We start from the raw sequence: 24,890 nt of genomic DNA, 5'->3' as shown, positions 1-24,890 counted from the left end.
TTGCGACGTCACGCGAAGCCCTTGAATCTCCGAAAGGAACTTAAGGGCTTTTTTTGTCGAGCGTTCTTCTCGTTCATCTCAAAAATTACTACTTTGGTTTCTTTAAAGAGGTAAAGCTTTGGACAAATTTCACGGATCAATTGGCTGCTTTTTCCGTTTAACCATTGGTAGAAACTGTGCTCTCCGCACGCCTCCGCAAACGCCCAGAATCGCGGTTATTCAAGAAAGCATAGGGGGTGCCAGGTGGTCAAAGAAAAGGGGAGGGCCGGCGCGATGGTGCCGGCGTGGCGTGCAATGCAGCTGGGCCATTCGTGTTGCTTGATGGGGGGTGGATCGCGCGATGACGATTTCTCGACGAGCGCTGTTTGGCAAGCTCGACCTCACCCTGTTTCGTGGCATCGAATCCGCGACAGCCTTCGCGAAACTGAGGGGCAACCCATACGTCGAGCTGATGCATTGGATTCATCGGCTCTGGCAACTCAATGACAGCGATCTGCATCGGGTCGGCGCATGAAGCCCATTGGCAGGAAGAACTCGCAATGGTTCAGCAGATTCACGTGCTGAGAACAGGGAAGAGGGAGGGGAGCGAAAGTAGCGCCGAGGGCGAATGGCCCTCGGCGCGATTGCAGGCCCTTGAAGAAGAACTCCTGCTGCGCCAGCAGAATGCACCGCTGGTCTTCCCCCAGGTCGATGAGTCGGTGGTCGCGGCCATCGTCGCGGACTGGACGGGGATTCCCGTGGGTCGCATGGTGAAAGATGAGGTTGCTGCGGTTTTCAGGCCTCAGTCCGTGCTCGACGAACGCGTCATTGGCCAGAGCCAGGCACTCGCCGCGATTGCGGAACACATCCAGACAGCGCGAGCGCGTCTCACCGATCCGAACAAGCCAGTGGGTGTCTTCCTCCTGGTCGGCCCTTCGGGCGTCGGCAAGACCGAAACCGCGCTGGTACTGGCGGAAGCGATGTATGGGGGAGAGAAAAACCTCATCACCATCAACATGAGCGAGTTCCAGGAGCCACACACCGTCTCGACCCTGAAGGTTTTCCCGCCGCGTTCCTGGGGCGTCTGGCCGTGGTGCCTTACCTCCCGCTGGGCGAGCAGGCTCTGGGCAACATCCGGAACCAGCGCATTTCCGCCCTTGTTACACGCGACGACATTCTTCAGACCATTCGTGGTGGACGCATTTGGCTCGAAAACCACGAACCAAGCAGTCTGAGCGCATGGTGGGGCAGCGCTTTGCCCAGGTGGCTGATGCCATTCCGCTCGATCTGTTGCACAAATGGGACTCCGCAGGAGAAACGCCTCGATGAAAACCGAGATGCAGGTTGGTTTTCTGGTGGCCTGCTTTGCCTTGGGAGTGCTCGGTGCCGGGCTCGGCGCCTGGGTCTTTTCGCGCACGACCCGTACGCAACTCGAAGCCCAGCGCCAGGCCTTCGAACAGGCCCGGGAGCAAGCCCAGCGAGACTTGCAGCAGGCCTTGCTGTGTGTGCCGCAGTGGGTTCAGCAGACCGTTCGGGTGGAGCTGGAGTTTCTGGGCTGGCAGCATACGGAGCGCCACAAGGCGCAGCTTCGTGAGCAGCAGCGCTGGCAGTCGGAGCAGGACGCCCAGAGGCAGGCCGAATGGCGGGCGCTGCTGTCAGGTTCTCCCACGCCCCGGCCGGTCAAGGCGCCGCAGGCTGTCAACCGGCCAGAACGAACGGCGCCCGTGCCTCAGCCTGCGCCGGCCACCGATTCGGCCTGCCCCCCGGAATTGATGGGTGCCCCCCGGTCGCAGCCCATGCTTGTTCACGCCCCGGAAGTGCCCGAACGGGAACTCAGCGACGAGAAAATCGATGCGTTGCCGCCCGACTTGTCTGCGCCGACCCGGCTGCAGGGCAGGAAATTGCCGGCACCCAAAAAGCCGGTCCTGCGCAATATTTGAGCAAGCCGGCCAGCCATCGGTTTTTTTCGCTGTTTGCATTGTCGTACACGACGCAAGCCCCTTGATTTGTCGAATACGCGCCACCAAGTCTTCTTGCGTCGGCACGGCGCTTGCACGCTCTATAGAATCTTTTTCATGGCAACGAGAATTCCCAAAACTCCCCGCACCCCCCCGGCCCAAAAACCGGCCGGGGATGACGGAGATTCGGTCGTCCTGGAGCGCCGGCCGCAGAAAACCGCGCCGCCCCAGATGTATCAGGTGGTGATGCTGAACGACGACTACACACCCATGGAGTTCGTGATCGTCGTTCTGCAGGAATACTTCAGCAAGGACCGCGAAACGGCCACCCAGATCATGCTCAAGATCCATCTCGATGGCAGGGGCGTCTGCGGGGTCTATTCTCGGGATATGGCGGCTACCAAGGTCAATCAGGTCATGGAGGCGGCGCAGCAGGCTGGGCACCCGTTGCAATGCGTCAGCGAACCAGTTGCATGAACCTGTTGAATTGCGCAAGCTCCAACCCATCTGAGAACTTATTTACAGCAAGGCAAAAGGAAATCACATGATTGCCCAGGAACTGGAAGTCAGCTTGCACATGGCCTTCGTCGAGGCCCGGCAGCAGCGCCACGAGTTCATCACCGTGGAGCATCTGCTGCTCGCTTTGCTGGACAACCCGAGCGCCGCAGAGGTTCTGCGCGCCTGCTCGGCCAACGTCGACGACCTTCGGGCGTCGCTCACGAACTTCATCAAGGACAACACGCCGCAGGTGGCGGGTACCGATGATGTCGACACCCAGCCCACGCTGGGGTTCCAGCGCGTGATCCAGCGCGCCATCATGCATGTGCAGTCCACCGGCAACGGCAAGAAGGAAGTTACCGGCGCCAACGTGCTGGTCGCGATCTTCGGCGAAAAGGATTCGCACGCGGTCTACTACCTGCACCAGCAGGGCGTGACCCGCCTCGACGTGGTGAATTTCATTGCCCACGGCATCAAGAAGAGCGATCCGCCCGAGGCCGTCAAGGGCAGCGGCGAATCGCCTTCGGGCGAGGGCGAGGAGGGCGGCGGCGAACGCAACGAGAAGGCATCGCCGCTCGAGCAGTTCACGCAAAACCTCAACCAGCTCGCCAAGGACGGCAAGATCGACCCGCTGATCGGCCGCGAGTACGAGGTCGAGCGCGTGATCCAGATCCTGTGCCGCCGGCGCAAGAACAACCCGCTGCTGGTGGGTGAGGCCGGTGTCGGCAAGACCGCGATCGCCGAGGGCCTGGCATGGCGCATCACCCAGGGTGACGTGCCTGAAATCCTGGCCGAGTCGATGGTGTTCTCGCTCGACATGGGCGCGTTGCTGGCCGGCACCAAGTATCGCGGCGATTTCGAGCAACGCCTGAAGGGCGTGCTCAAGTCGCTCAAGGACAAGCCGAACGCCATCCTGTTCATCGACGAAATCCACACGCTCATCGGTGCGGGCGCAGCCTCGGGCGGCACGCTCGATGCGTCGAACCTGCTCAAGCCGGCGCTCTCGAGCGGCCAGCTCAAGTGCATCGGTGCGACCACTTTCACCGAGTACCGCGGCATCTTCGAGAAGGATGCGGCCCTGTCGCGTCGTTTCCAGAAGGTCGACGTGGTCGAGCCGACGGTGCAGGAAACCGTCGACATCCTGAAGGGTCTGAAGTCGCGCTTCGAAGAGCACCATGGCGTGAAGTACGCGGTGGCAGCCCTGCAGGCCGCCGCCGAGCTCAGCGCCAAGTACATCAATGACCGTCACCTGCCCGACAAGGCCATCGACGTCATCGACGAAGCCGGTGCCGCCCAGCGCATCCTGCCGCCGAGCAAGCGCAAGAAGACCATCAGCAAGACCGAAGTCGAGGAAATCGTCGCGAAGATCGCGCGCATTCCCCCGGCCAACGTCAGCAACGACGACCGCGGCAAGCTGCAGACCATCGAGCGCGACCTCAAGAGCGTGGTGTTCGGCCAGGACAAGGCACTCGAAGTGCTGGCCTCCGCGGTCAAGATGGCGCGTTCCGGTCTGGGCAAGGGTGACAAGCCGATCGGCTCGTTCCTGTTCTCCGGCCCCACGGGCGTCGGCAAGACCGAAGCCGCGAAGCAGCTCGCCTACATCATGGGCATCGAGTTGATCCGCTTCGACATGTCGGAGTACATGGAGCGTCACGCGGTGAGCCGCCTGATCGGCGCGCCTCCGGGCTACGTCGGTTTCGACCAGGGCGGTCTGCTGACCGAGGCTGTCACGAAGAAGCCGCATTCGGTGCTGTTGCTCGACGAAATCGAGAAGGCGCACCCGGACATCTTCAATGTGCTGCTGCAGGTGATGGACCATGGCACGCTGACCGACAACAACGGGCGCAAGGCCGACTTCCGCAACGTCATCATCATCATGACGACGAATGCGGGTGCCGAGACCATGAACAAGGCGACCATCGGCTTCACCAACCCGCGCCAGGCGGGCGACGAAATGGGCGACATCAAGCGTCTGTTCTCGCCTGAATTCCGCAACCGGTTGGACGCCATCGTCAACTTCAAGGCGCTCGACGAGAACATCATCCTGCGCGTGGTCGACAAGTTCCTGCTGCAACTCGAAACGCAGCTCGCCGAGAAGAAGGTGGAAGTCACCTTCAGCGACAAGCTGCGCAAGCATCTGGCGAAGAAGGGCTTCGATCCGCTGATGGGCGCACGCCCGATGCAGCGCCTGATCCAGGACACGATCCGTCGTGCGCTGGCCGACGAACTGCTCTTCGGTCGCCTGACCGACGGCGGTCGCCTCGAAGTCGATCTCGACGAGAAGGACGAAGTGCTGCTGGACATCCAGCCGTTGCCGAAGAAGGAAGGCAAGTCCAAGCCCGAAGCGGAAGAAGCCGCAGCAGGGTAACTGGGCTCTCCCCCAGGCTGCGCGCACTTCGTGTCGCTTTGCCAACCCCCTTCCGGGGGCGATACCTGCGGCCCGGCGAAGCCGGTTCCGCGGTATCTCTGGAATGAAGAAAAAGGCCGGTAGCATGCGCTGCCGGCCTTTTTCTTTGGGCCACCGAAATCTCACCGTCTTCTCGTCTTGATCCTTCCCGAACTCAGCCACGAATGGAAAACCGGCCTCTCCCTGGCGTGGAGCGGCTACATCGCCGTGCTGTCGATCTGGATCGTGATGCAGAAGCGCGCGCCGGTGTCCACGATGAGCTGGATCCTGTCGCTCGCGCTGCTGCCGTTCGCGGGCTTCGTCATCTATTACTTCCTGGGGCCGCAGCGGCTGCGCAAGCAGCGGATCAAGCGGCTGCGCAACCGTGCCGGCGCCTCCGCGCAGGCCGATCTGGCGCGTCTGCGCGATGCGGCGCAAAACGCACCACCGGCGCTGCAGCAGATGGCGCGGCTGGGCACTGCGGCCTGCGGGCTGCCGGTGTCGAGCGCCACGGGCGTGGCGCTGTTGTCGGGCGGTGCGCGCACTTTCGACGCGATCTTCGAGGCCGTGCGCGCTGCGCAAGACCACATTCACCTCGAGTACTACATCTTCGAACCCGACCAGATCGGCACCGCGCTGCGCGACCTGCTGGTCGAGCGCGCCAAGGCAGGCGTGACCGTCCGCCTGCTGATCGACGCGCTGGGCTCCAAGCGCATCGGCCGCAAGTTCATGGCGCCGATGCACGAGGCCGGCGTCAAGGTGGCGCTCTTCCACGACACCAAGATCGGCCGCCGCCTGCGCCCTGTGACCAACTACCGCACCCACCGCAAGATCGTGGTGTGCGACGGCCGTGTCGGCTTCACCGGCGGCGTCAACATCACCGACGAGGAAGACAAGCGCACCCGGCCCGATGCGTACCACGACGTGCACCTGCGCATCGAGGGCAGTGCGGTGCGCTGGCTGCAAACCACCTTCCTCGAGGACTGGACCTACGCCACCGGCGAAGACCCGCGCGGCATGGACGCCGCCTTGGGCGCCATGCTGCCGCAGCTGGAGGCCGGCGACATCCCCGTGCAGATCGTGACCAGCGGCCCCGACAACGCGCTCGAAGCCATCCACCGCATGCACGTCGAGGCCATTCACTCGGCCACGCACCGCGCCTGGCTCACCACACCGTATTTCGTGCCCGGCGAGCCTGCGCTGATGGCGCTCACCAGTGCCGCGCTGCGCGGCGTCGACGTGCGCCTGCTGGTGCCGCGCCGCAGCGATTCGGCCATCGTGAGCGCCGCGGCGCGCTCTTACTTCGACGAGCTGATCGCCGCCGGCGTGAAAGTCTGGGAGTACAAGGCGCGCATGCTGCATTCCAAGACCTTGGTGGTCGACGAGCATTGCGCGATGATCGGCACCGCGAATTTCGACAACCGCAGCTTCCGGCTCAACTTCGAGGTCTGCGCCGTGGTCTATGGTCCCGCGCTGGCCCGGCCGCTGGGGGCGCAGTTCGAAACCGACCTGCACAGCTCCGGCGCGGTGCGCGCCAACCGGCCACAAAGTTTCTGGCGCCGCCTCGGCGATGCCATTGCGCGCTTGTTTTCACCTTTGCTCTGAATGAACCACACCTTTCTCTGGCACGACTACGAAACCTTCGGCGCCGTGCCGCGCCGCGACCGGCCGTCGCAGTTTGCCGCCATCCGCACCGACGCCGAGCTGAATGAAGTCGGCGAGCCGCTCATGGTCTATTGCAAACCCGCGCCGGACTACCTGCCCAGCCCCGAGGCCTGCCTGATCACCGGCATCACGCCGCAGCTGTGCCTGGAGCGCGGCATCCCCGAGCATGAGTTCGCCGCCCAGATCGAGCGCGCCTTCTCGCAGCCCGGCACCATCGGCGTCGGCTACAACACCATCCGCTTCGACGACGAGGTCACGCGCTTTCTCTTCTGGCGCAACCTGATCGATCCGTATGCGCGCGAATGGCAGAACGACTGCGGCCGCTGGGACCTGCTCGACGTGGTCCGCCTGACCTACGCGCTGCGGCCCGATGGCATCGAGTGGCCGAAGAAGGAGGACGGCAAGCCCAGCTTCAAGCTCGAAGACCTGGCGCGTGCCAACGGCCTGCTGCACGAGGCGGCGCACGATGCGCTGTCCGACGTGCGTGCCACCATCGCGCTGGCCCGGCTGATTCGCGACAAGCAGCCCAAGCTGTTCGACTTCGCCTTCAGCCTGCACAAGAAGGACCGCGTGGCGAGCGAACTCGGCCTGCCCGCGATGCGCGAAACCGCCAAGCCCTTCCTGCACGTCTCCGGCATGTTCCCGGTGGAGCGCGGCTGCCTTGGCGTGATGTGGCCGCTCGCGAGCCATCCGACCAACAAGAACGAGCTGATCGCCTGGGACCTGGCCCACGACCCGAGCGAGCTGCGCGACCTCGACGTGGAAACCCTGCGCCTGCGGCTCTTCACCCGTACCGCCGAATTGCCCGAAGGCGTGGTGCGGCTGCCGGTGAAGGGCATCCACCTCAACAAGTCGCCGATGGTGGTGGGCAACCTGCGCACGCTCGCGCCGGCCATGGCGCAGCGCTGGGGTGTCGATCTCGACGCGGCCATGCGCCACGCGGCCATTGCGCGCGACCTGCCCGACATGAGCGCCATCTGGTCGCAGGTGTATGCGCGGCCCAAGGAGGCCACGCCCGACGTCGACGAAGACCTCTACGGTGGTTTCGTCGGCAACGCCGACCGCCGGCGTCTCAACCAGCTGAGGGGCCTGTCGGCCGCCGAGCTCGCCAAGGACCGCACCGGTTTCGACGACGGACGCCTCGAGGAAATCCTGTTCCGCTACCGCGCGCGCAACTGGCCCGAGTCGCTCGGCCCCGAAGAGACCGAGCGCTGGGAGGCGCTGCGCGTGGCCCGGCTGTTCCACGGCGAGGGCGGGGCGCGCACCATCGAGCAATTGTTCAGCGAAGTCGATGCGCTCTCCGAAACGGTGGACGAGCGGGGCGAGGAATTGCTGGGCGCACTCTACGAATACGCCGAGGCGATTGCCCCCGAGGCCTGAGAAGCCGGCCCGGCCCCAGGTTGATGATCGATGAGGACCCATCTCATGATGACGCGCATCTCTGCTCGCGGCCGCCTACGGACCTTTGCAATGGCTGGCGCTATGGTCGCAGCGCTCGCAGGCTGCGGTGCCTTGCCGTCTGCATCCGAATCTGCCAAGGCCTGCGGGGCCGGCTTCGATGCCTTTGAACGAGACACTCTCTATTTCGGCCGCGCCATACCTGCCGGCGGGCGGGTGTCGGATGCCCAGTGGACCCGCTTCCTCGATGCCACCGTGACGCCCGCCTTTCCACAGGGCCTGACCGTGCTCGACGCCGTCGGCCAATGGCGCGGCGCCACGGGCGGCGTGGTGCGCGAGCCGTCGAAGCTCGTGGTGCTGCTGCATCCGCGCAGCGCGAAGGACGATGCCTCCATCGCCGGCATCATCGACACGTATCGCAAGAACTTCGGGCAGGAGGCTGTGCTCCAGGAAAGGCAATCCGTTTGTGTCCGCTTCTGAAGATACCGTCAAGGGCCGCAATTTCATCCGTCGCGACCTGCAAGCCGCTAGCGTCGGCGCACCATCAGCAACGCAGGCCCGTCCGGCGTAACCACTTCCGCCTGGTCCTGGAAACCGGCTCGCCGGTAGCTGCGGATCGCACGATGGTTGTCCGGCGAAGGATCGGTCTGAACCTTCGTCACCGCCGGGTCGAGGAACAAGCGGTCGACGAACGCACGAACCATCGCGCTGCCCAGGCCGCGGTTCAACTGCTCGGCATGCGCGAGGAACTGGTCGATGCCGCGTGCGCCCGGATCGCGCTCGTCCTGCCACCAGCCGCTGTCCGAACCCATGACGACATAGGACTGGATGTAGCCGACTGGCACCGCGTCCAGCAGGGCGATGTAGGCGCGGTCGGTCGATTCGGGCGCCAGCATCGGCGTGTAGTCGTCATCGACTTCGGCCTGCGAAGGAGCGTGGCCCCACCACTCGGCCACGTGAGGCCGGCCCAGCCATTCGCGCAGAAGGGGCAAGTCCGAGGTCGACATCGGCCGGAACGACAGGCCGCTGTAGGGCGCCGGCATGGATCAGGCCGGGGAAATCATCCAGCTGCTGGCCTGCGCGCGTCCCGGCAGGTGCAGCGTCGCCGTCGCTGCTGGCGTTTCTGCCAGCAGGCGTCCCTTGCGAAACACCTTGAGCCGCGTTGCACGCAGCCGGATCGCCTCGACCGGGTCGCGCGCCTGCAGCAGCACGAAGCTAGCGTCGCAACCCGCCTCGATGCCGTAGCCTTCCAGGTGCATCACGCGCGCGGCATTCGTGGTCACTGCCTCGAAGCACTGGCGGATGCCGGCCTGGCTCGTCATCTGTGCCACGTGCAGGCCCATGTGCGCCACTTCGAGCATGTCGCCCGAGCCCATGCCGTACCAGGGGTCCATCACGCAGTCGTGGCCGAAGGCGACGTTCACGCCGGCGGCCATCAGCTCGGGCACACGCGTCATGCCGCGGCGCTTGGGGTAGGTGTCGTGGCGGCCCTGCAGCGTGATGTTGATGAGCGGATTGGCGATCACGGCCACGCCGCTCTGCGCGATCAGCGGCAGCAGCTTGCTCACGTAGTAGTTGTCCATCGAATGCATCGAGGTGCAGTGCGAACCGGTGACGCGGCCCTGCAGACCCAGGCGCTGCGCCTCGAAGGCCAGCGTCTCGATGTGGCGCGAGAGCGGATCGTCGGATTCGTCGCAGTGCATGTCGACCAGCTTCCCGCGCTCGGCGGCCAGCTCGCACAGCAGCTTCACGCTCGCGGCGCCGTCGGCCATGGTGCGCTCGAAATGCGGAATGCCGCCGACCACGTCCACGCCCTTGTCGAGCGCGCGCTTCAGGTTGTCGACGCCGCCCGGCGAGCGCAGCACGCCGTCCTGGGGAAAGGCGACCAGCTGCAGGTCGATGTAGGGCGCGACCTGGCGCCTGACCTCGAGCAGCGCATCGACGGCAAGCAGGCTGGCGTCGCTGGTGTCCACGTGCGATCGGATCGCCAGCAGGCCCTTGGCCACGGCCCAGTCGCAGTAGGCCAGTGCGCGTTCGATCAGCGCGTCGGCCATGAGCAGCGGCTTGAGCTCGCCCCACAGCGCAATGCCTTCGAGCAGCGTGCCGCTCTCGTTGACGCGCGGCAGGCCGTAGCTCAGGGTGGCGTCCATGTGGAAGTGCGGGTCGACGAAATGCGGCGCGAGCAGCAGGCCTTGCGCATCGAGCTTCTCGTGCGCCGGTGCGTCGAGGCCTGCATTGACTTCGGCGATGCGGCCGCCCTGCACGGCGATCGACATGCCGGTGCGGCCGTCGGGGAGGGTGGCGTTGGTGATGAGGAGGTCGAGCATCGTGGTGGGTCTCTGGCGGCCGGGCGACGAAGGCCCGATGGATATCGGATCGCCGCTATTTTCCTTCGGCATTGCGCCGCAGTGTCAGCGATGTCAACGCAGCGAGCACGCCGAGCGCGGCAGTGGCCAGAAAAGCCGCCCGGCAACCCTGCAGTTGGGCGAGGCGCGGGCCTTGCGTTGCCAGTTGCCCCTCCGCGACGAAGTGCGCCAGCGTCGAGAGGCTGGCGATGCCCAGCGCGGCGCCCAACTGGCGCGCCGTGTTGAAGAGGCCCGAGGCCAGGCCCGCGTCCTTCGCCGGCACGCCGCCGATGGCCGTGTGCGTGGCCGTCATTAGCATCAGACCGAGTCCGAGGCCGATCAGCAGGGTCGGTCCGAGCACGTGCACGCGGAAGACGGCATCGAGCGGAACGGCGCTCATCCAGACCAGGCCTGCAGCGCTTGCCAGTCCGCCAAAGAACGGCAGCCGCCGCACACCGCCGTCCATCAGCGGTCGCGACACGATCGCGGCCGTGGCCAGCGCCAGGCCCATCGGCAGCATCGCCAGTCCGGCATCGAGTGGACCGTAGCCCAGCACCTGCTGGAGCACGATCGAGATGAAGAAGGTCGATGCCGTCAGGCAGGCACCGAGGCCCAGCACCACGACATTGCCCATGCGCACGTTGTGCACGGCAAAGATGTCGAGCCGGATCAGCGGACGTGCGCTGCGGGTCTCGATCATCAGGAACAGCACGAGCAGTACCGCGGCCGCGCACAGCGCCATCCATACGACGGTCGCGCCCCAGCCTTGCGTCGTCGATTGCGAGATGCCGTACATCAGCGCACCGATGCCCGAAGTGATCGTCAGGGCGCCCGGAAAGTCGAGCGATGGCCGCTCGGAGCCCCGCCGGGCAGGCGACAGGCATGCCGCCACGCCCGCAATCAGGCAGATGCCGATCGGAACGTTCACGAACATCACCCAGCGCCAGTTCGCCTGCGCGGTGAGCACGCCGCCGATCACCACGCCGAAGGCCGATGCGATCGCGCTGGATGCCGCCCAGAGCGAAATCGCGCGCGCGCGAGCCGGCCCGCCCGGATGCACCGCCACGATCACCGCCAGTGTCGAAGTGGCCAGCGCCGATGCACCGAAGCCCTGCACCGCGCGCGCCGCCAGCAGGAGGCCCGCGCTGTCGGCCAGCCCGCCCACCAGGCTGGCGGCGGTGAACACCAGCAGGCCCGACAGCAGGATCGGCTTGCGTCCGAACAGGTCGCTCGCGCGCGCCGCCAGCAGCATGAAGCCGCCGAGCGCCAGCAGGTAGGCATCGACCACCCACTGCAGTTCGATGGCCGAGAGATGCAGGTCGGCCTGGATGGCGGGTAGCGCCACGTTCACGATGGCGCCGTCCATCACGACCATGAACGACGAAACGCAGGCGATCAGCACCGCGACCCAGGGCGGCATGTGGGGACGGATCAGGGAGGGCGGCGGCGCCGCCATGGAGGATGAGGTCACGAGCAACTCCGGGTTCTGTGTTTCAGGGCCGCCAGTGTTCGTCGGGAGCGCCAAACCCTGATAACGTTGCTGGGACTAAAAATAATGAAATCCAGCCATGGCGAAGAACCCCGGAGCCCAAGGCCGCGTGCCCGACCTGAGCGAGCGCGCCGACGGACCCGCGCTGATCGCCCTGTGGGGCGCCGACGAAGCGGGCAGCGAGTTCCGCCTTGGCACCCGCGAGTACGACTGGCACAGCCATTTACGCGGACAGGTTTTCTGCGTCGAGAGCGGCCTTGTGCATGTGCGCACCGCCCACGGTTCCTGGCTGCTGCCGCCGCACCGCGCGGGCTGGATCCCGCCCGGCGAGGCGCACAAGGTGAGCATCAGCGGCGCAATGAGCGGATGGAGCGTGCTGATCAGCCCCCGGGCCAGCCGCGAGCTGCCCGAGCGGCCTTGCGTGATCGGCATCAGCGAACTCATGCGCGCGCTGGTGCGGCGCGCCGTGACCTGGGCCGCGCAAGACCGGCTCGACACCGAACAGGCGCGCATGACCGCCGTGCTGCTCGACGAGATGCGCCGCGCGCCGCATGAACCCTTGCATCTGCCGATGCCGACCGATCGCCGCCTGTTGCGGATCGCCACCGCGATCTGCGAGCAGCCCGAAAGCACCCGCACGCTCGACGAGTGGGCGCAATGGGCAGGACTCTCGCCACGCACGCTGAGCCGGCTGTTCCTGGCCGAGACAGCCGTGAGCTTTGCCCAGTGGCGCCAGCAGGCCCGGCTGGTGCATGCGCTGGAGCGGCTTGCGCGCGGCGACGCCGTGGCCGATATTGCCGATGCGCTCGGCTATGCCACGCCGAGCAACTTCATCGCGATGTTCAAGCGCAGCTTCGGGGATTCGCCGGCGCGCTATTTCGCGCAGCGCGGCGAGTTGCGCTAGCGGGTTGGAGTGTCAGCGCGTGCGCTGCGCCCGATAGCGGTATTGCCCCGCCGCCGGTCCGACTTCGATGGTCACGCGGCGCAGCTTGTCGTCATGCCCGGACGTCGCCTTCGCCGTCACCACGATGCCGCGCGGCGTGGCGCGGCAGGTGAGGTCGGTGAGCGCGATCTCGGCATGGTCGTTGTCGAGTTCGGCGATCGCCACCGTGTGCTCGGCATGCAGGCCGCCATTGGCATCGCGCGCCATCCACTGCACATAGAGGAAGGACTGCGCGTACTGGTCGGCATGGACGACGCGGTACGTGCCCTGATGGGTCTTGCCCCAGGTTCCGCACAGCTGTACCCAGTTGACCGCATCGGGCGTCTTGAAGGTGTCGTAGCTGTAGTCGCTGCCGAGTGCATGCGCGCCCGCGCCGCACAGCGCCAGCAGCGCGGCGAGCAGCGTTGCAGCGGTTGTCTTCATCATCAGCGTTCCCCCTTGCGATACGGCTTCATCAGCGCCTGCGGATAGCTGGCCTTGCGCGCCACCAGCACCAGCGCGAGGATCGACAGCAGGTACGGCAGCATCAGGTACAGCTGGTAAGGCAGCACGGCATCGCCCGATTGTTGCAGCCGAAGTTGCAGCGCGTCGAAGAACGCGAACAGCAGCGCGCCGAGCAGGGCCTTGCCGGGCCGCCACGAAGCGAACACCACCAGCGCCACGCAGATCCAGCCACGGCCGTTCACCATGTTGAAGAAGAAGGCGTTGAAGGCGGAGAGCGTGAGGAACGAGCCTGCGATGCCCATCAGCGCCGAGCCCGCCACGATGGCGCCGGTGCGCGTGGCCGCGACCGACACGCCCTGGCTCTCGGCCGCCTGCGGGTTCTCGCCCACCATGCGCAGCGCGAGCCCGAGCGGCGTGCGGTACAGCACCCAGCCTACGAGCGGCACCAACACCAGCGCGAACAGCGTGAGCGCGGTCTGCGCGTTCAATATCGGCACCGGCAGCCAGTCCATCGGCGCGAAAGGCGTGACGGTCGGCGGTGTGTTCACCTTCGGGAAACTCACGCGGTAGCCGAAGTAGCTGAGCGCAGTGGCCAGCAGCGTGATGCCCAGCCCCGAGACGTGCTGCGACAGCGCCAGACCCACGGTGAGAAAGGCATGCAGCAGGCCGAACACCATGCCCGTGAGCGCGGCCACGCCGACGCCGACCCACAACGGCGCGCCGGCATACACCGCGAGCCAGCCCGTGAAAGCGCCTGCGACCATGATCCCTTCGATGCCCAGGTTGAGCACACCGGCGCGTTCGCACAGCAGCACGCCGAGCGTGCCGAGGATCAGCGGCGTGGCGATGCGCAGCACCGCGACCCAGAAGGAGGGATTGGCGAGGATGTCGAGCAGGTCGGTCATTTCAGTCGCACCCGGTACTGCGTCAGCAGGGTCGCCACCAGCACCGCGACCAGCGAGGCCGCGACGATCACGTCGGCGATGTAGGTCGGTACGCCCACCGCGCGGCTCATGGTGTCGGCGCCGACCAGCACGCCCGCCACGAACACGCCCGCGGCGATCACGCCCAGCGGGTGCAGGCCCGCGAGCATCGCGATCACGATGCCGGTATAGCCGTAGCCCGGCGACATGTCGAGCGTGACGTAGCTCGTGCGGCCCGCCACCTCGATGGCGCCGGCCAGGCCGGCCAGCGCACCCGAGAGCAGCGCCACCATCACCACGGTGCGCGTGACCGGCACGCCGGCAAAGGCCGCCGCGCGCGCATTGGCGCCCACGGCGCGAATGTCGAAACCCAGCACCGTGTACTTGAAGATCGCCCACACGATCACCGCGAGCGACACGGCCCAGACGAGCCCGGTGTGCACGCGCGTCTGGGCAATGAGCTTGCCGAGTTCCAGGTCGGACTGCAGCGACACGCTTTGCGGCCAGCCCATGGCCGTCGGGTCTTTCATGGGCCCATCGAGAAGCGCAGACACGCCAAGCAGCACGATGAAGTTGATCAGCAGCGTGGTCACCACCTCGTCGACGCCGAGCTTGTTCTTCATCAGGGCCGGGCCCAGCAGCAGCAGGGCGCCTGCCACGGCAGCGGCCAGCATCATCAGCGGGAACAGCAGCCAGGGCGAAAGCTCGAAGCCCGTGCCGCCATGCATGCCGCCCACGGCCACGGCGGCGAGCGCGCCGGCGAACAGCTGCCCCTCGGCGCCGATATTGAAGAGCCGCGCCTTGAACGCGACCGTCGCGGCCAGGCCGGTAAGGATCAGCGGGATCGCGCGCGTCAGCGTCTCGCTCCAGGCGAACACCGAGCCGAAGCCGCCCTGCAGCAGCAGCGCGTAGGTGCGGCCGACGGGCGCACCGGCCCAGAGCACGAGCAGCGCGCTCACCGCCATGGTGAACACGACCGCACCGATGGGTGCCAGCACCAGCGCGGCGCGCGAGGTCTCGTGGCGTCGTTCGAGCCGCATCATGGCGCGGCTCCTGCGCGCTGCGGTGGTGCTGCTGTCGCGCCGGCCATGGCCAGCCCGATCGCTTCGCGCGTCCATGCCGCGGCCGGGCGCGCTTCGCCCAGGCGGCCGCCATGCATCACGGCCACGCGGTCGCCGAGCGCGAGCACTTCGTCGAGGTCGTCGGAAATCACCAGCACCGCCGCGCCGGCATCGCGCGCGGCAATGAGCTGCTGCTGCACATAGGCGACGGCACCGATGTCGAGGCCCCAGGTCGGCTGGTGCGCCACGATCAGGCGCGGCGCACGGGTCGGGTATTTCTTGTTGTCGGCGTTCTCGGCCTGCTCGGGCGCCAGCAGTGCGCGCCCCAGAATCAGTTTCTGCATGTTCCCGCCGGAGAGCGCGCGGGCCGGCGCCATCAGGCCCGCGCCGCGCACGTCGAATGCTTTTTCGATGCGCCGGGCATGAAGCCGGGCGGCCGCACGCCGCACGAACCACGACCAGCGCGAGAAGACCGGGCTGCGCAGCCGTTCGGACACCGCGTTTTCCCACACCGGCAGGTCGCCGACCACGCCGACCGCATGCCGGTCTTCGGGGATGCGCGCCACGCCGCGCTGCACCAGCCGGGCGGGCGAGGGCGGCAGCGCGCGGCCCATCAGTTGAGCCGTGCCGGAGACCGCGCGGCGCGTGCCGCACAGCAGTTCGGCCAGCGCCACCTGGCCGTTGCCGGAGACGCCGGCGATGGCGGTGATCTCGCCGGCGCGCAGCGTCAGCGACACCTCGCGAAGGGCGCTCGAAGGGTCCTGCCCGCCGTCCCTGGCCGATGCGGTGCTCACGTGGTCGAGCACGCAGACCGCATCGCCCACCGACTTGGCGGGCCGGCGCTGCGGGGGCTCGACCGCATGCCCGACCATCCAGAGCGCCAGCTGCGCCTGCGTCGTATCGGCCGTGCGCGCCTCGGCCACGAGCTTGCCGCCGCGCAGCACGGCGATGCGGTGCGACACGCGCAGCACCTCGCCGAGCTTGTGGCTGATGAAGATCACCGACAGGCCCTGCGCCACCATCTGTGCGAGCGTGGCGAACAGCGCCTCGCTTTCCTGCGGCGTCAGCACGGCGGTCGGCTCGTCGAGGATCAGGATGCGCGCGCCGCGGTACAGCGCCTTGAGGATCTCGACGCGCTGGCGTTCGCCGACCGAGAGGCTGCCGATCTTCGCGTCGGGCTGCACCGGCAGGCCGAAGCGTCGTGCAACCTCCAGCAGCCGGGTGCGCGCGGCCGTACGGCGCGAGAACACGCGCCACAGCGGCTCGGTGCCCATCATCACGTTGTCGAGCACGCTGAGGTTGTCGGCCAGCGTGAAGTGCTGGTGCACCATGCCTACGCCTGCGGCGAGCGCGGCCTTGGGGTTGCCGGAAGGCAGCGGCGCACCGAACACCTCGATGCTGCCTTCGTCGGCGACGTAGTGGCCGAACAGGATCGACATCAGCGTCGATTTGCCCGCGCCGTTCTCGCCGAGCAGGGCGAGCACCTCGCCCGCCTGCAGGTCGAGGGAGATGGCGTCGTTGGCCACGAGACTGCCAAAGCGCCTGGTGATGCCCCGGAGGCGAAGCACGGTGGGGTTCATGGGGCAACGGGCCGCAGATCGCGGCAGAAATTCTCGATGGCCTCGGCGGCCGCGACAGGCGACGCCTGCAGGAGCCCGTGAGGCCCGTCCAGCTTCACGACGCGAAGCGCCGACAGCTTGCGCTGGATGATCGCAACGGCCTGCTTCGGGACCACGCGGTCCTGCAGGGCCTGCAGGTACATCGCCGGAACGTGCACCCGCGAGAGCTTGTCGACCACGTTCACGCGCTGCACTTCCTTCATGCGGCGGGTCATGACGGCGACCGACACCTGCTTCAGCGAATCCTGCAGCAGGCCCGCCAGATGCGGGGGCGCAGAGCGGCCCAGCAGAAGGTGGCGCATCGGCACCCGCATCGCCTTCGAATGCACCAGGCTCATCGACAGCTCGAGCAGGCCCGCGCGCAGCATCGCCATCGCGGGCTTGGGCCTGCGCGCAAAGCTGCAGCACAGGATCAGCCCGCGCAGTCCGGCGGGGCGGGACGCTGCGATCGAAATCGCCAGCGGGCCGGAAAAGGATTCGCCGAGCAGCACGAAAGGCTCCTGCGTCGGCAGTTGCGCGCGGACCAGCGGCTCCAGCTCGTCGTAGCCCAGCACCTGCTGGCCCGGGTAGCGCACGACATCGATGACGGCGTGCGGTCCCATGGCCTGCTTCAAGGGCTCGAAAAGATCGCCCGTTCCATCCATCCCCGGAAGCAGCACGAGGCGGACGGGCGCCACCGTCACTTCCAGGCGGCCAGGAACGCCAGCATGACCTTGGCGGAGTTGTCGGCCGCGATGCCCATGAAGGTGCCCATCTCGTTTGCGCCGTCGCCGCCGCCCGCGAGGTCGCTGAGCGAGCGGAAGGCGATGTACGGCACGCCGTTGCTGTAGGCCACCATGCCCACGGCCGCGGTTTCCATGTCGAGCACGTTGGCCTGGAAGGTCTTGTAGGTGTATTCGCGGTAGGCCTTGTTGTCCATGAAGGCCTGGCCCGAGACGCCGTTGCCGCCGACCACCAGTTGGGGCTTGCGCGGAAGGCACTTGCCGGCGCTGCAGTTGGCCAGGTCGACATTGCGGATGCTGCGTGCCACGTCGATCATCTTGGGATCGGCCTCGAACCAGAACTTGCGCACGATCTCCGGCCGCGTCGCCGAGCGCACCTCGACCGGACGCGGATGCATCATGCCGAAGTTGGGCAGCGTGGCGTCGGTGATGAAGGGCGGCGCGGTGTACTTGCCGGGCGCGGTTTCGCGTGCCATCAGCACTTCGAGGTACTGGCCCCATTGCGCCGGCACCGTGACGTCGCCGACATGCAGCGACGGATTCACGCCACCCGCGATGCCGCTGAACACGATGTTCGTGACGCGGAAGCGGTCGAGCACGAGCTGCGTGTTCATGGTCGCGTTCGTCATGCTGATGCCGGAGAGGAACAGCACCACGGGCTTGCCTTCGAGCGTGCCGGTGGTGAACTCGACGCCGTTCACGCTGTGCTTGGCCGGGCCTTGCAGGCGTGTCAGCAGCAGCTTGAGCTCGGGCTCGAAGGCCGAGAGCACCGCGATGCGCGGTGTGTCGTCGAGACGCGTGCTGCTGTTGATGCCGACGCCGGTGCCCTTGTAGACGCCGGCGCAGCCCGAAAGGCCGATCAGGCCGGCAGCCAGCACGCAGGCGGACAGCGCGGAGCGCCAGCGCACAGTCATCGTGGTCGTCCTCACTTTGCGGTGGACTTGGGTTGGGTGTCATCCACCTTCACGGTGTACTTGCCCGAGAGAATATCGGCCTGCCTGGCCTTCACCTTGGCGACGATGTCCGCCGGCACCTTCTTCTCGAAGGTGCCCAGCGGCGCCAGCTCGGAGCCCTTGTGCTTCATCTGCGCGTACACGCCGTAGTCTTCGGCGGCGAACTTGCCTTCCTTCACGAGCTTGATCGCGCGGTCGGCGGCAGGCTCGAAGTTCCACAGGGCCGAGGCGACCACCGTGTCGGGGTACTGGCTCTGCGTGTCGATCACGTTGCCGATGGCGAGCTTGCCTTTTTCCTTCGCGGCATCCGACACGCCGAAGCGCTCGGCGTACATCAGGTCGGCGCCCTTGTCGATCATCGCGAAGGCTGCTTCCTTGGCCTTCGGCGGGTCGAACCAGCTGTTGATGAAGCTCACGCTGAACTCGACCTTCGGGTTCGTTTCTTTCGCGCCCGCCATGAAGGCGTTCATGAGCCGGTTCACTTCGGGAATGGGGAAGCCGCCGACCATGCCGATGCGGTTGCTCTTGGTCATGCCGCCGGCCACCATGCCGCTCAGGTAGGCCGGCTCCTGGATGTAGTTGTCGAACACGCTGAAATTGGGCGCCTGCGGCTTGAGCGACGAGCCCATCAGGAAGGCGACCTTGGGGAAGTCCTTCGCGACCTTGCGCGCCGCGGCTTCCACGCCGAACACCTCGCCGAGGATCAGCTGGTTGCCGCCGGTGGCGTACTCGCGCATCACGCGTTCGTAGTCGGCGTTGCTGACGTTCTCGGTGGCCTTGTATTCGATCTCGCCACGCGCCTCGGCCGCCTTGAGCGCCTTGTGGATGCGGCCCACCCATTGCTGCTCGAAGGGCACGGTGTACACCGCCGCCACCTTGAGCTTGGCCTGTGCGAACGCCAGGCCGGGCGCACCAGCCACAAGCGCTGCGGCGATGGCGACGGAACGAATGATCAACTGACGGCGTGCTGTCACGGTGCTTCTCCTCGGTTTGTAAAAAATCAAGCGCTGCAATCCCCATCCCCGCTCTGGCCCGGCTTCCTTCGGGAAACACCGAGGAACCGGCTTTGCCGGGCCTCAGGTGTTGCCCCCCGGTAGGGGGGCGAAGCGACACGAAGTGCGCGCAGCCTGGGGGGCGAGCCTTACTTCGTGCCGAAGATGCGGTCGCCGGCGTCGCCCAGGCCCGGCAGGATGTAGCCGTGGCTGTTGAGCTCGCGGTCGATCGCGGCGGTGTAGATCGGCACGTCGGGGTGGGCCTTCTGCATCGTCGCGATGCCTTCGGGGCAGGTCAGCAGGCAGACGAACTTGATCGACTTGGGGTTGAGCTCCTTCAGGCGCTCGACCGCGGCCACGGCCGAGTTGCCGGTGGCCAGCATCGGGTCGACCACGATCACGTCGCGGTTCTCCATCTCGCCGGGCATCTTGAAGTAGTACTCGACGGCGGTCAGCGTCTTCGGGTCGCGGTACAAGCCGATGTGGCCGACGCGCGCACCGGGCACCACGGTCAACATGCCGTCCAGGATGCCGGTGCCGGCGCGCAGGATGGACACCAGCACCAGCTTCTTGCCGTCGATGACCTTGGCCTGCATGGTCTCGAGCGGGGTCTCGACCTCGATGTCCTGCATCGGCATGTCGCGCGTGACCTCGTAGGCCATCAGCATGCTGATTTCGTTGAGGAGCCGGCGGAAGCTGTTGGTGGACGCATCCTTGCGGCGCATCAGCGTGAGCTTGTGCTGGACGAGAGGGTGGTTGACGAGGTGGACGTTGCTCATTGGATTTTTTCTACCGTTGCTGAACCCGGGAGTCTAAAAGACGGTGCCGTCGCTCTCGATCTGCAGCGGTGGCGCACCGTCACGCAAGCGCTGTGCCAGCGCCCGGCCCGCGGCCCAAGTGCCGCCTTCGAGCACGCAGGCCAGCGGCAACTCTTCCTCGGTGCGGTCGAGCACCTTGCGCACGCGCGGCGCCAGCTCGTCGAGCAGTGCCACGGTGAGGGCGCGCCACTCGACGATGAACTCGTCGCTCGCCTTCCAGCGGCGAGCGAGAAAGGCCGGGTCCTTCGGCACGATCACGCCGCTGTCGATCAGCAGGCCGCCGTTGCGGTATTCGGGCAGGGCGGTCAGGGCATCGAGATGGCGCACCTTCACGCCCGCCCATTCGAAGGGTTCGAGCAGCGAGTAGGTGAGCCACTGCGACAGCTTGTGGAACGGCATCCAGCCGTTGGTGAGGCCGGGGCCGCGCACCGCGCTGTGGCGCCAGCAGTCGCCGAGCGCCAGCGCCGGGTCCCCCGAGCCGAAGCCGCCGGTGTTGTCGCTGCCGTCGACCGCGATGCTGTCCACGGCATTGGCCGAGGGCCAGATGCGCGAAAGCGATTCGAGCAGCAGCGAGAGGATCTGGTGCGCGGTGATCTCGGCGGTGGGCGGCGCGGCAGCGCCGAAGGGGGCCACGAGGGCATCGAACATGCCGGCAGGCCGGCCGTCGTCGCCAAAGGTCTCGGGCTGTTCGCTCATCGCCTCGCCGAGCCGGCGCAGCAGCACCGCACGGCCCGCGAGTCCCACCAGCGGGTTCACGTCGCTGACCTGGAAGGCGTCGCCGAGCCGGTCGGTCACGAGGCCGCGCAGGCCGGCCGCGTCGGCTTGCAGCGGATGGTCGGGGTTGGACGAGAAAAGACCGCTCGTGAAGGCGTGGAAGCTCGCCACGCCCAGGCCTTCGGAGCGCGTGTAGCGCTCGCCGGTGGCAGGCTCGATGTAGTGCCAGTCGGGGCCGGCCCCGGCATCGAGCAGCACGCTCACCAGCACGAGGTCGATGTGCGCGCGGGCGCGCTGCCGGGCATCGATGCCCTTGCCGAGCAGCTTGTCGAGTTGCTTGAGCCGGTCGATACCGCCGGCCTCGAAGTGGCGCCAGCGGCTGTGGTACGGGATGGTGTCCCAGGGATACCGTTCGCGCGTGACCTCGGCGACGGTGCGCGCCGCGTCTTCGAGCATGTCGTCGCTGCCGATGCGGAACCACTGCGACTCGCCGCGGCGCGCGCGCGCCAGCAGGGCGCCCGCGCGCTGGCGAATGGCGGCGGTGGTGCGCAGCAGGGTGGCCGCGCCCGCCGGGTGGCCGGCGTCCGGGGTGAATTCGATCGACGGGTCGATCTCGCCGGCGCCGCCCGGCCGCAGGCTGCCGGAACCGTCGACGGGCAGGTCCTTGTCGTAGTTTCCGTTCATTCGCTCAATCCCCGGCCCTTGGCCTTCTTGAGTTCCTCCGCGTCCGGCACCGGGCCGGGCGTGAAGTAGCCGGCGGCCATCTTGGCGTCCATCTCGACGCGGGCGTCGGCTGGAATCAGCGCGTCGGGAATGTTCACGCGCTCGCCGATCTCGATGCCCGAGCCGGTGATCGCGTCGAACTTCATGTTGCTCATCGATACGAGGCGATGGATCTTCCGGATGCCGAGCCAGTGGAAGACGTCGGGCATCAGCTCCTGGAAGCGCATGTCCTGCACGCCGGCCACGCATTCGGTGCGCGCGAAATACTGGTCGGCCGTGTCGCCGCCGATCTGCCGCTTGCGCGCGTTGTAGACCAGGAATTTCGTCACCTCGCCGAGCGCGCGGCCTTCCTTGCGCGAGTAGGCGATCAGGCCGACGCCACCGCGCTGCGCGCCCTGGATGCATTCCTCGATGGCGTGCGTGAGGTAGGGGCGGCAGGTGCAGATATCGGAGCCGAACACGTCGGAGCCGTTGCACTCGTCGTGGATGCGCGCGGTGAGTTCGACCTCGGGGTTGGCCAGGTCGCGCGGGTTGCCGAAGATGTAGAGCGTCTGCCCGCCGATGGGCGGCAGAAACACCTCCAGGTCGGAGCGCGTGACGAGTTCGGGGTACATGCCGCCGGTTTCCTCGAACAGCGTGCGGCGCAGGTCGGTCTCGGAGCAGCCGAAGCGGCGCGCCACCTCGGGCAGGTACCACACGGGTTCGATCGCGGCCTTGGTCACCATCGCGGCGCCGCCGGCGGTGAGGAAGTGGCCGTCGGCCTTGAGGCGGCCGCTCTGCAGCGCCTCGATCACCTCGGGCAGGATCACATGGGCCTTGGTGATCGCGATGGTCGGTCGGATGTCGTAGCCCGCGGCCAGCTCGGTGGAAAACACGTCGGCCACCAGCGCGCCCCAGGGGTCGAGCGAGACGATGCGACCCGGCTCGCTCCACTGCGGGTAAGGGCCGATCACGTCGGTCGGCGCCGTGTTGGTGAGGTCCGCCTTGTGCTCGCGCTTGAGGGCGCCGGACGCCACGGCGAGCGCGCGGTACACGCTGTAGGAGCCGCTGTGCGTGCCAATGACGTTGCGGTGCGCGCGCTTGGTGGTGGTGCCGACCACCGGCCCGCGTTCGGTCGCCGTGGCCGCGCCCCACTGGATGGGCAGCGCGCCGAAGCCGCCGGCATGCGAGGTCAGCCGGATGTGCCCGGTCGATGTCGAGGGATGGAGCGGCGGGAAGGGCGTCGCTCCAGGCGGTTCGACTGCCGCGGGCAGCACGGATGCGGGCGTGACGGGGGCGGTGGGGGCGGTCGCTGCGCTATCGACGGACATTGGAGACCCTCAAAAAATGCAATGTACCGATCACTCGTGCGGCTGGCAAGCGAAGGGCGCGGCGTGGGGGGGCAGGTGCACTTCGCCGGCTGGAAGGTGTTGAACAATGCGCGTGGTGGTTCGACTCGATACCATCTCTCCCGGAGGAAAAACAATGCGCATCCTTCTCTGTCTATGCCTCGCCTTGACCTTGGCCGCCTGCGACAAGGCCGCGGAAAGCTTCTCGGAAGGCTTCGATTCCGCCTTCAAGGTCAACTTCAGGAAGAGCTTCATCGAGAGCTGCACCAAGAGCGCCAGATCGCGTGCGGATCAATCGCCGGAACAACTCGCCAAGCTGTGCACCTGTGCCGCCGACGGCATCATGAAGAACGCCACCGTTGCCGAATTGCAGGACACGGACAAGATCAGGCGCAAGAGCGGCCCGGTCATCGATCGGTGCGTGAAGGAGGTCACCGGCCTCGCGGTGGACGCACCGGCGCCGGCGTCCTGAGGTTCGGGGCGAGGCCGGGCCGCCAGGCGCGGCACAATCCATCGGAATCTTTTTTTCGACAAAGCTGTAACCAGCCAGCCCGATGGCACGAAACACAGTAGGCAGCAGGATGCAAATGAGCGACGCGGAAGCGGCGCTGCGGAGCCTGTTCCTTCGCGGCCTCGACGGCGACGCCGCGGCCTACCGCGAATTCCTGCAGAAACTCAGCGCGCACCTGCGCGCCTTTCTGGGCAAGCGCCTCTTTGGCTGGCCCGATGAAGTGGAAGACCTCGTCCAGGAATGCCTGCTCGCCATGCACAACCAGCGCCACACCTACCAGAGCGACCAGCCGCTGACGGCCTGGGTGCATGCGATTGCGCGCTACAAGATGATCGACCTGCTGCGTGCCAAGTCGGTCCGAGAGGACCTGCATGTCCCGCTGGACGACGACCTGGCGGTGTTCGCCGAATCGGCCACCGAGGCCAGCGACGCGAGGCGCGACCTCGGCGGCCTGCTCGAAACGCTGCCCGAGCGCCAGCGCCTGCCCATCGTGCACGTGAAGATCGAGGGCCTTTCGGTGGCCGAGACCGCGAACCTGACGGGCATGTCCGAGTCGGCGGTGAAGGTCGGCATCCACCGCGGCCTCAAGGCCCTGGCCGCCCGGTTCGGCAACAGCTGGAGCAGCGCCGCATGAAGACCGACGACCTTGTCGCGATGCTGGCGAACGGCCCCGTCGCCGCGCCGCGCCGTGCCGCAAGCCGGCGTCTCGGCTTGGCGGTGCTGGTGGGGCTGCCGCTGTCGTTCCTGATCCTGCTCTCCGAATACGGATTGCGGCGCGACCTGGTGCAGGCCATGTTCTGGCCGATGTTCTGGGTCAAGGTGCTGTTCCCGCTGTGCATTGCCGCAGCCGGTTTCGTCGCGGTGCAGCGGCTTGCGCGGCCGGGTGTCGCGATGCGGCACGCCTGGGTCGGTGCGGCGCTGCCGGTGCTGTTGATCTGGGGGCTGGCCGTCGTTGTCTGGTTCACCGTGCCCGCAGATGAGCGCATGCCTTCGTTGATGGGGCAGTCGTGGCGCATCTGCGCGCTCAGCATCGGCCTGATGGCGTTACCGGTTTTCGCGGCCACGCTGGTGGCACTCAAGGGATTGGCGCCCACGCAGCCTGCGTTGGCAGGTGCCGCGGCCGGTGCGCTGGCGGGCGGTGTGGGCGCTGCGGTCTATGCGCTGCACTGCATGGAGCTCACCGCGCCGTTCCTTGCGGTCTGGTACGTGAGCGGGATCGCGGTGCCGGTGCTGGTGGGGGCTGTGCTGGGGCCGCGGTTGCTGCGCTGGTAGACGTCCGGGGTTCTTTTCTGTTTTCCGCCGCGGGTCATTTGTGTTCGGARTGCTKTTGTTCAGGGCGCGTGCACAGGGCACCGGGTACTCCCCTCCGCGAATGTCCCCCGCTTCGCTCCTCCTTTATTTCGCTGCGGGGAGCACCCGGT

At 66.9% G+C, this 24,890-nt stretch carries 24 protein-coding genes and 1 pseudogene; 12 read left to right on the top strand and 13 right to left on the bottom strand.

The features are described from left to right. Positions 1 to 340: 340 nt before the first annotated feature. The 8 genes and pseudogenes from AC1DXX_RS21870 to AC1DXX_RS21835 all read left to right on the top strand — a co-directional run bounded on the left by AC1DXX_RS21870 (position 341) and on the right by AC1DXX_RS21835 (position 8,364). Positions 341 to 514 (top strand): hypothetical protein, encoded by a 174-nt coding sequence (locus tag AC1DXX_RS21870; RefSeq protein ID WP_478136311.1) that lies wholly within the window; start codon positions 341 to 343, stop codon positions 512 to 514. A 109-nt stretch (positions 515 to 623) separates the two neighbouring features. After that, positions 624 to 1,049, top strand: a pseudogene (locus tag AC1DXX_RS21865) (AAA family ATPase); the annotation flags it as partial. A gap of 255 nt (positions 1,050 to 1,304) precedes the next feature. Continuing rightward, positions 1,305 to 1,919 carry a hypothetical protein gene (locus tag AC1DXX_RS21860; RefSeq protein ID WP_478136310.1) on the top strand — a complete coding sequence of 205 codons (615 nt, stop codon included), beginning with the start codon at positions 1,305 to 1,307 and terminating at the stop codon, positions 1,917 to 1,919. 135 nt (positions 1,920 to 2,054) lie between these two features. Next, the gene (gene clpS, locus AC1DXX_RS21855; RefSeq protein WP_478136309.1) at positions 2,055 to 2,414 is read left to right on the top strand and encodes an ATP-dependent Clp protease adapter ClpS; all 360 of its coding nucleotides are present in this window, start codon (positions 2,055 to 2,057) and stop codon (positions 2,412 to 2,414) included. Positions 2,415 to 2,481: 67 nt separating this feature from the next. Beyond that, positions 2,482 to 4,803 carry an ATP-dependent Clp protease ATP-binding subunit ClpA gene (clpA, locus tag AC1DXX_RS21850; protein WP_478136308.1) on the top strand — a complete coding sequence of 774 codons (2,322 nt, stop codon included), beginning with the start codon at positions 2,482 to 2,484 and terminating at the stop codon, positions 4,801 to 4,803. A 177-nt stretch (positions 4,804 to 4,980) separates the two neighbouring features. Next, positions 4,981 to 6,426 (top strand): cardiolipin synthase, encoded by a 1,446-nt coding sequence (gene cls, locus AC1DXX_RS21845; protein ID WP_478136307.1) that lies wholly within the window; start codon positions 4,981 to 4,983, stop codon positions 6,424 to 6,426. After that, positions 6,427 to 7,866, top strand: coding sequence for an exodeoxyribonuclease I (sbcB, locus tag AC1DXX_RS21840; protein ID WP_478136306.1), 1,440 nt, complete (start codon positions 6,427 to 6,429; stop codon positions 7,864 to 7,866). It abuts the gene before it with no gap. 45 nt (positions 7,867 to 7,911) lie between these two features. Then, positions 7,912 to 8,364 carry a DUF3574 domain-containing protein gene (locus AC1DXX_RS21835; protein WP_478136305.1) on the top strand — a complete coding sequence of 151 codons (453 nt, stop codon included), beginning with the start codon at positions 7,912 to 7,914 and terminating at the stop codon, positions 8,362 to 8,364. 47 nt (positions 8,365 to 8,411) lie between these two features. On the opposite strand, the gene AC1DXX_RS21830 is transcribed toward AC1DXX_RS21835, so the two are convergent. Genes AC1DXX_RS21830 through AC1DXX_RS21820 form a run of 3 tightly spaced genes read right to left on the bottom strand, consistent with a single transcriptional unit; the run spans position 8,412 to position 11,700 of the window. After that, complete coding sequence (locus AC1DXX_RS21830; RefSeq protein WP_478136304.1) at positions 8,412 to 8,927, bottom strand: GNAT family N-acetyltransferase; 516 nt, start codon at positions 8,925 to 8,927, stop codon at positions 8,412 to 8,414. Between the two features lie 3 nt (positions 8,928 to 8,930). Further along, positions 8,931 to 10,211 carry an amidohydrolase family protein gene (locus AC1DXX_RS21825; RefSeq protein WP_478136303.1) on the bottom strand — a complete coding sequence of 427 codons (1,281 nt, stop codon included), beginning with the start codon at positions 10,209 to 10,211 and terminating at the stop codon, positions 8,931 to 8,933. 55 nt (positions 10,212 to 10,266) lie between these two features. Beyond that, positions 10,267 to 11,700, bottom strand: coding sequence for an MFS transporter (locus AC1DXX_RS21820; protein WP_478136302.1), 1,434 nt, complete (start codon positions 11,698 to 11,700; stop codon positions 10,267 to 10,269). A 97-nt stretch (positions 11,701 to 11,797) separates the two neighbouring features. Here AC1DXX_RS21820 and AC1DXX_RS21815 point away from each other — a divergent pair, with 97 nt between their 5' ends. Then, entirely contained in the window at positions 11,798 to 12,622 is an 825-nt protein-coding gene (locus tag AC1DXX_RS21815) for an AraC family transcriptional regulator (protein ID WP_478136301.1), read from the top strand. A gap of 12 nt (positions 12,623 to 12,634) precedes the next feature. Here AC1DXX_RS21815 and AC1DXX_RS21810 read toward each other — a convergent pair whose 3' ends face one another. From AC1DXX_RS21810 to AC1DXX_RS21765, 10 genes are all read right to left on the bottom strand, one after another. After that, positions 12,635 to 13,087, bottom strand: coding sequence for a hypothetical protein (locus tag AC1DXX_RS21810; RefSeq protein ID WP_478136300.1), 453 nt, complete (start codon positions 13,085 to 13,087; stop codon positions 12,635 to 12,637). Next, positions 13,087 to 14,010 carry an ABC transporter permease gene (locus tag AC1DXX_RS21805; RefSeq protein WP_478136299.1) on the bottom strand — a complete coding sequence of 308 codons (924 nt, stop codon included), beginning with the start codon at positions 14,008 to 14,010 and terminating at the stop codon, positions 13,087 to 13,089. The genes AC1DXX_RS21810 and AC1DXX_RS21805 overlap by 1 nt, the downstream gene beginning before the upstream one ends. Continuing rightward, positions 14,007 to 15,068 (bottom strand): ABC transporter permease, encoded by a 1,062-nt coding sequence (locus AC1DXX_RS21800; RefSeq protein ID WP_478136336.1) that lies wholly within the window; start codon positions 15,066 to 15,068, stop codon positions 14,007 to 14,009. Before AC1DXX_RS21800 ends, AC1DXX_RS21805 begins: the two co-directional genes overlap by 4 nt. After that, complete coding sequence (locus tag AC1DXX_RS21795) at positions 15,068 to 16,669, bottom strand: ABC transporter ATP-binding protein (protein ID WP_478136298.1); 1,602 nt, start codon at positions 16,667 to 16,669, stop codon at positions 15,068 to 15,070. Before AC1DXX_RS21795 ends, AC1DXX_RS21800 begins: the two co-directional genes overlap by 1 nt. After that, positions 16,666 to 17,385 carry an alpha/beta fold hydrolase gene (locus AC1DXX_RS21790; protein WP_478136297.1) on the bottom strand — a complete coding sequence of 240 codons (720 nt, stop codon included), beginning with the start codon at positions 17,383 to 17,385 and terminating at the stop codon, positions 16,666 to 16,668. Before AC1DXX_RS21790 ends, AC1DXX_RS21795 begins: the two co-directional genes overlap by 4 nt. Before the next feature lie 2 nt (positions 17,386 to 17,387). After that, a complete protein-coding gene (locus AC1DXX_RS21785) occupies positions 17,388 to 18,344 on the bottom strand; it encodes a 5'-methylthioadenosine/S-adenosylhomocysteine nucleosidase (protein ID WP_478136296.1) in 957 nt (318 codons plus the stop codon). A gap of 11 nt (positions 18,345 to 18,355) precedes the next feature. Next, entirely contained in the window at positions 18,356 to 19,357 is a 1,002-nt protein-coding gene (locus AC1DXX_RS21780) for a BMP family protein (RefSeq protein WP_478136295.1), read from the bottom strand. A 167-nt stretch (positions 19,358 to 19,524) separates the two neighbouring features. Then, entirely contained in the window at positions 19,525 to 20,154 is a 630-nt protein-coding gene (upp, locus tag AC1DXX_RS21775) for a uracil phosphoribosyltransferase (RefSeq protein WP_478136294.1), read from the bottom strand. Between the two features lie 33 nt (positions 20,155 to 20,187). Then, on the bottom strand, positions 20,188 to 21,591 hold the full coding sequence (locus AC1DXX_RS21770; protein ID WP_478136293.1) for a URC4/urg3 family protein: 1,404 nt from the start codon (positions 21,589 to 21,591) through the stop codon (positions 20,188 to 20,190). Further along, the gene (locus AC1DXX_RS21765; RefSeq protein ID WP_478136292.1) at positions 21,588 to 22,940 is read right to left on the bottom strand and encodes a GTP cyclohydrolase II; all 1,353 of its coding nucleotides are present in this window, start codon (positions 22,938 to 22,940) and stop codon (positions 21,588 to 21,590) included. Before AC1DXX_RS21765 ends, AC1DXX_RS21770 begins: the two co-directional genes overlap by 4 nt. A gap of 106 nt (positions 22,941 to 23,046) precedes the next feature. On the opposite strand from AC1DXX_RS21765, the gene AC1DXX_RS21760 reads away from it, so the two are divergent. From AC1DXX_RS21760 to AC1DXX_RS21750, 3 genes are all read left to right on the top strand, one after another. Then, positions 23,047 to 23,430 (top strand): hypothetical protein, encoded by a 384-nt coding sequence (locus AC1DXX_RS21760; RefSeq protein WP_478136291.1) that lies wholly within the window; start codon positions 23,047 to 23,049, stop codon positions 23,428 to 23,430. Between the two features lie 115 nt (positions 23,431 to 23,545). After that, a complete protein-coding gene (locus AC1DXX_RS21755; protein ID WP_478136290.1) occupies positions 23,546 to 24,103 on the top strand; it encodes a sigma-70 family RNA polymerase sigma factor in 558 nt (185 codons plus the stop codon). Then, the gene (locus AC1DXX_RS21750; RefSeq protein WP_478136289.1) at positions 24,100 to 24,741 is read left to right on the top strand and encodes an NrsF family protein; all 642 of its coding nucleotides are present in this window, start codon (positions 24,100 to 24,102) and stop codon (positions 24,739 to 24,741) included. The genes AC1DXX_RS21755 and AC1DXX_RS21750 overlap by 4 nt, the downstream gene beginning before the upstream one ends. Positions 24,742 to 24,890: the final 149 nt, after the last annotated feature.

It is taken from the genome of Variovorax sp. P4_B10 (assembly GCF_056402375.1).
The sequence above is the reverse complement of the archived record's forward strand: the minus strand, read 5'-3'. Positions and strand labels throughout refer to the sequence as shown.

Excerpts from the sequence above, each read along its gene's own strand:
- AC1DXX_RS21870 (WP_478136311.1), top strand. The coding sequence starts at position 341 with ATGACGATTTCTCGACGAGCGCTGTTTGGCAAGCTCGACCTCACCCTG.
- AC1DXX_RS21860 (WP_478136310.1), top strand. The coding sequence starts at position 1,305 with ATGAAAACCGAGATGCAGGTTGGTTTTCTGGTGGCCTGCTTTGCCTTG.
- clpS (WP_478136309.1), top strand. The coding sequence starts at position 2,055 with ATGGCAACGAGAATTCCCAAAACTCCCCGCACCCCCCCGGCCCAAAAA.
- clpA (WP_478136308.1), top strand. The coding sequence starts at position 2,482 with ATGATTGCCCAGGAACTGGAAGTCAGCTTGCACATGGCCTTCGTCGAG.
- sbcB (WP_478136306.1), top strand. The coding sequence starts at position 6,427 with ATGAACCACACCTTTCTCTGGCACGACTACGAAACCTTCGGCGCCGTG.
- AC1DXX_RS21835 (WP_478136305.1), top strand. The coding sequence starts at position 7,912 with ATGATGACGCGCATCTCTGCTCGCGGCCGCCTACGGACCTTTGCAATG.
- AC1DXX_RS21830 (WP_478136304.1), bottom strand. The coding sequence starts at position 8,927 with ATGCCGGCGCCCTACAGCGGCCTGTCGTTCCGGCCGATGTCGACCTCG.
- AC1DXX_RS21825 (WP_478136303.1), bottom strand. The coding sequence starts at position 10,211 with ATGCTCGACCTCCTCATCACCAACGCCACCCTCCCCGACGGCCGCACC.
- AC1DXX_RS21815 (WP_478136301.1), top strand. The coding sequence starts at position 11,798 with ATGGCGAAGAACCCCGGAGCCCAAGGCCGCGTGCCCGACCTGAGCGAG.
- AC1DXX_RS21810 (WP_478136300.1), bottom strand. The coding sequence starts at position 13,087 with ATGATGAAGACAACCGCTGCAACGCTGCTCGCCGCGCTGCTGGCGCTG.
- AC1DXX_RS21805 (WP_478136299.1), bottom strand. The coding sequence starts at position 14,010 with ATGACCGACCTGCTCGACATCCTCGCCAATCCCTCCTTCTGGGTCGCG.
- AC1DXX_RS21800 (WP_478136336.1), bottom strand. The coding sequence starts at position 15,068 with ATGCGGCTCGAACGACGCCACGAGACCTCGCGCGCCGCGCTGGTGCTG.
- AC1DXX_RS21795 (WP_478136298.1), bottom strand. The coding sequence starts at position 16,669 with ATGAACCCCACCGTGCTTCGCCTCCGGGGCATCACCAGGCGCTTTGGC.
- AC1DXX_RS21785 (WP_478136296.1), bottom strand. The coding sequence starts at position 18,344 with ATGACTGTGCGCTGGCGCTCCGCGCTGTCCGCCTGCGTGCTGGCTGCC.
- upp (WP_478136294.1), bottom strand. The coding sequence starts at position 20,154 with ATGAGCAACGTCCACCTCGTCAACCACCCTCTCGTCCAGCACAAGCTC.
- AC1DXX_RS21770 (WP_478136293.1), bottom strand. The coding sequence starts at position 21,591 with ATGAACGGAAACTACGACAAGGACCTGCCCGTCGACGGTTCCGGCAGC.
- AC1DXX_RS21765 (WP_478136292.1), bottom strand. The coding sequence starts at position 22,940 with ATGTCCGTCGATAGCGCAGCGACCGCCCCCACCGCCCCCGTCACGCCC.
- AC1DXX_RS21760 (WP_478136291.1), top strand. The coding sequence starts at position 23,047 with ATGCGCGTGGTGGTTCGACTCGATACCATCTCTCCCGGAGGAAAAACA.
- AC1DXX_RS21755 (WP_478136290.1), top strand. The coding sequence starts at position 23,546 with ATGAGCGACGCGGAAGCGGCGCTGCGGAGCCTGTTCCTTCGCGGCCTC.
- AC1DXX_RS21750 (WP_478136289.1), top strand. The coding sequence starts at position 24,100 with ATGAAGACCGACGACCTTGTCGCGATGCTGGCGAACGGCCCCGTCGCC.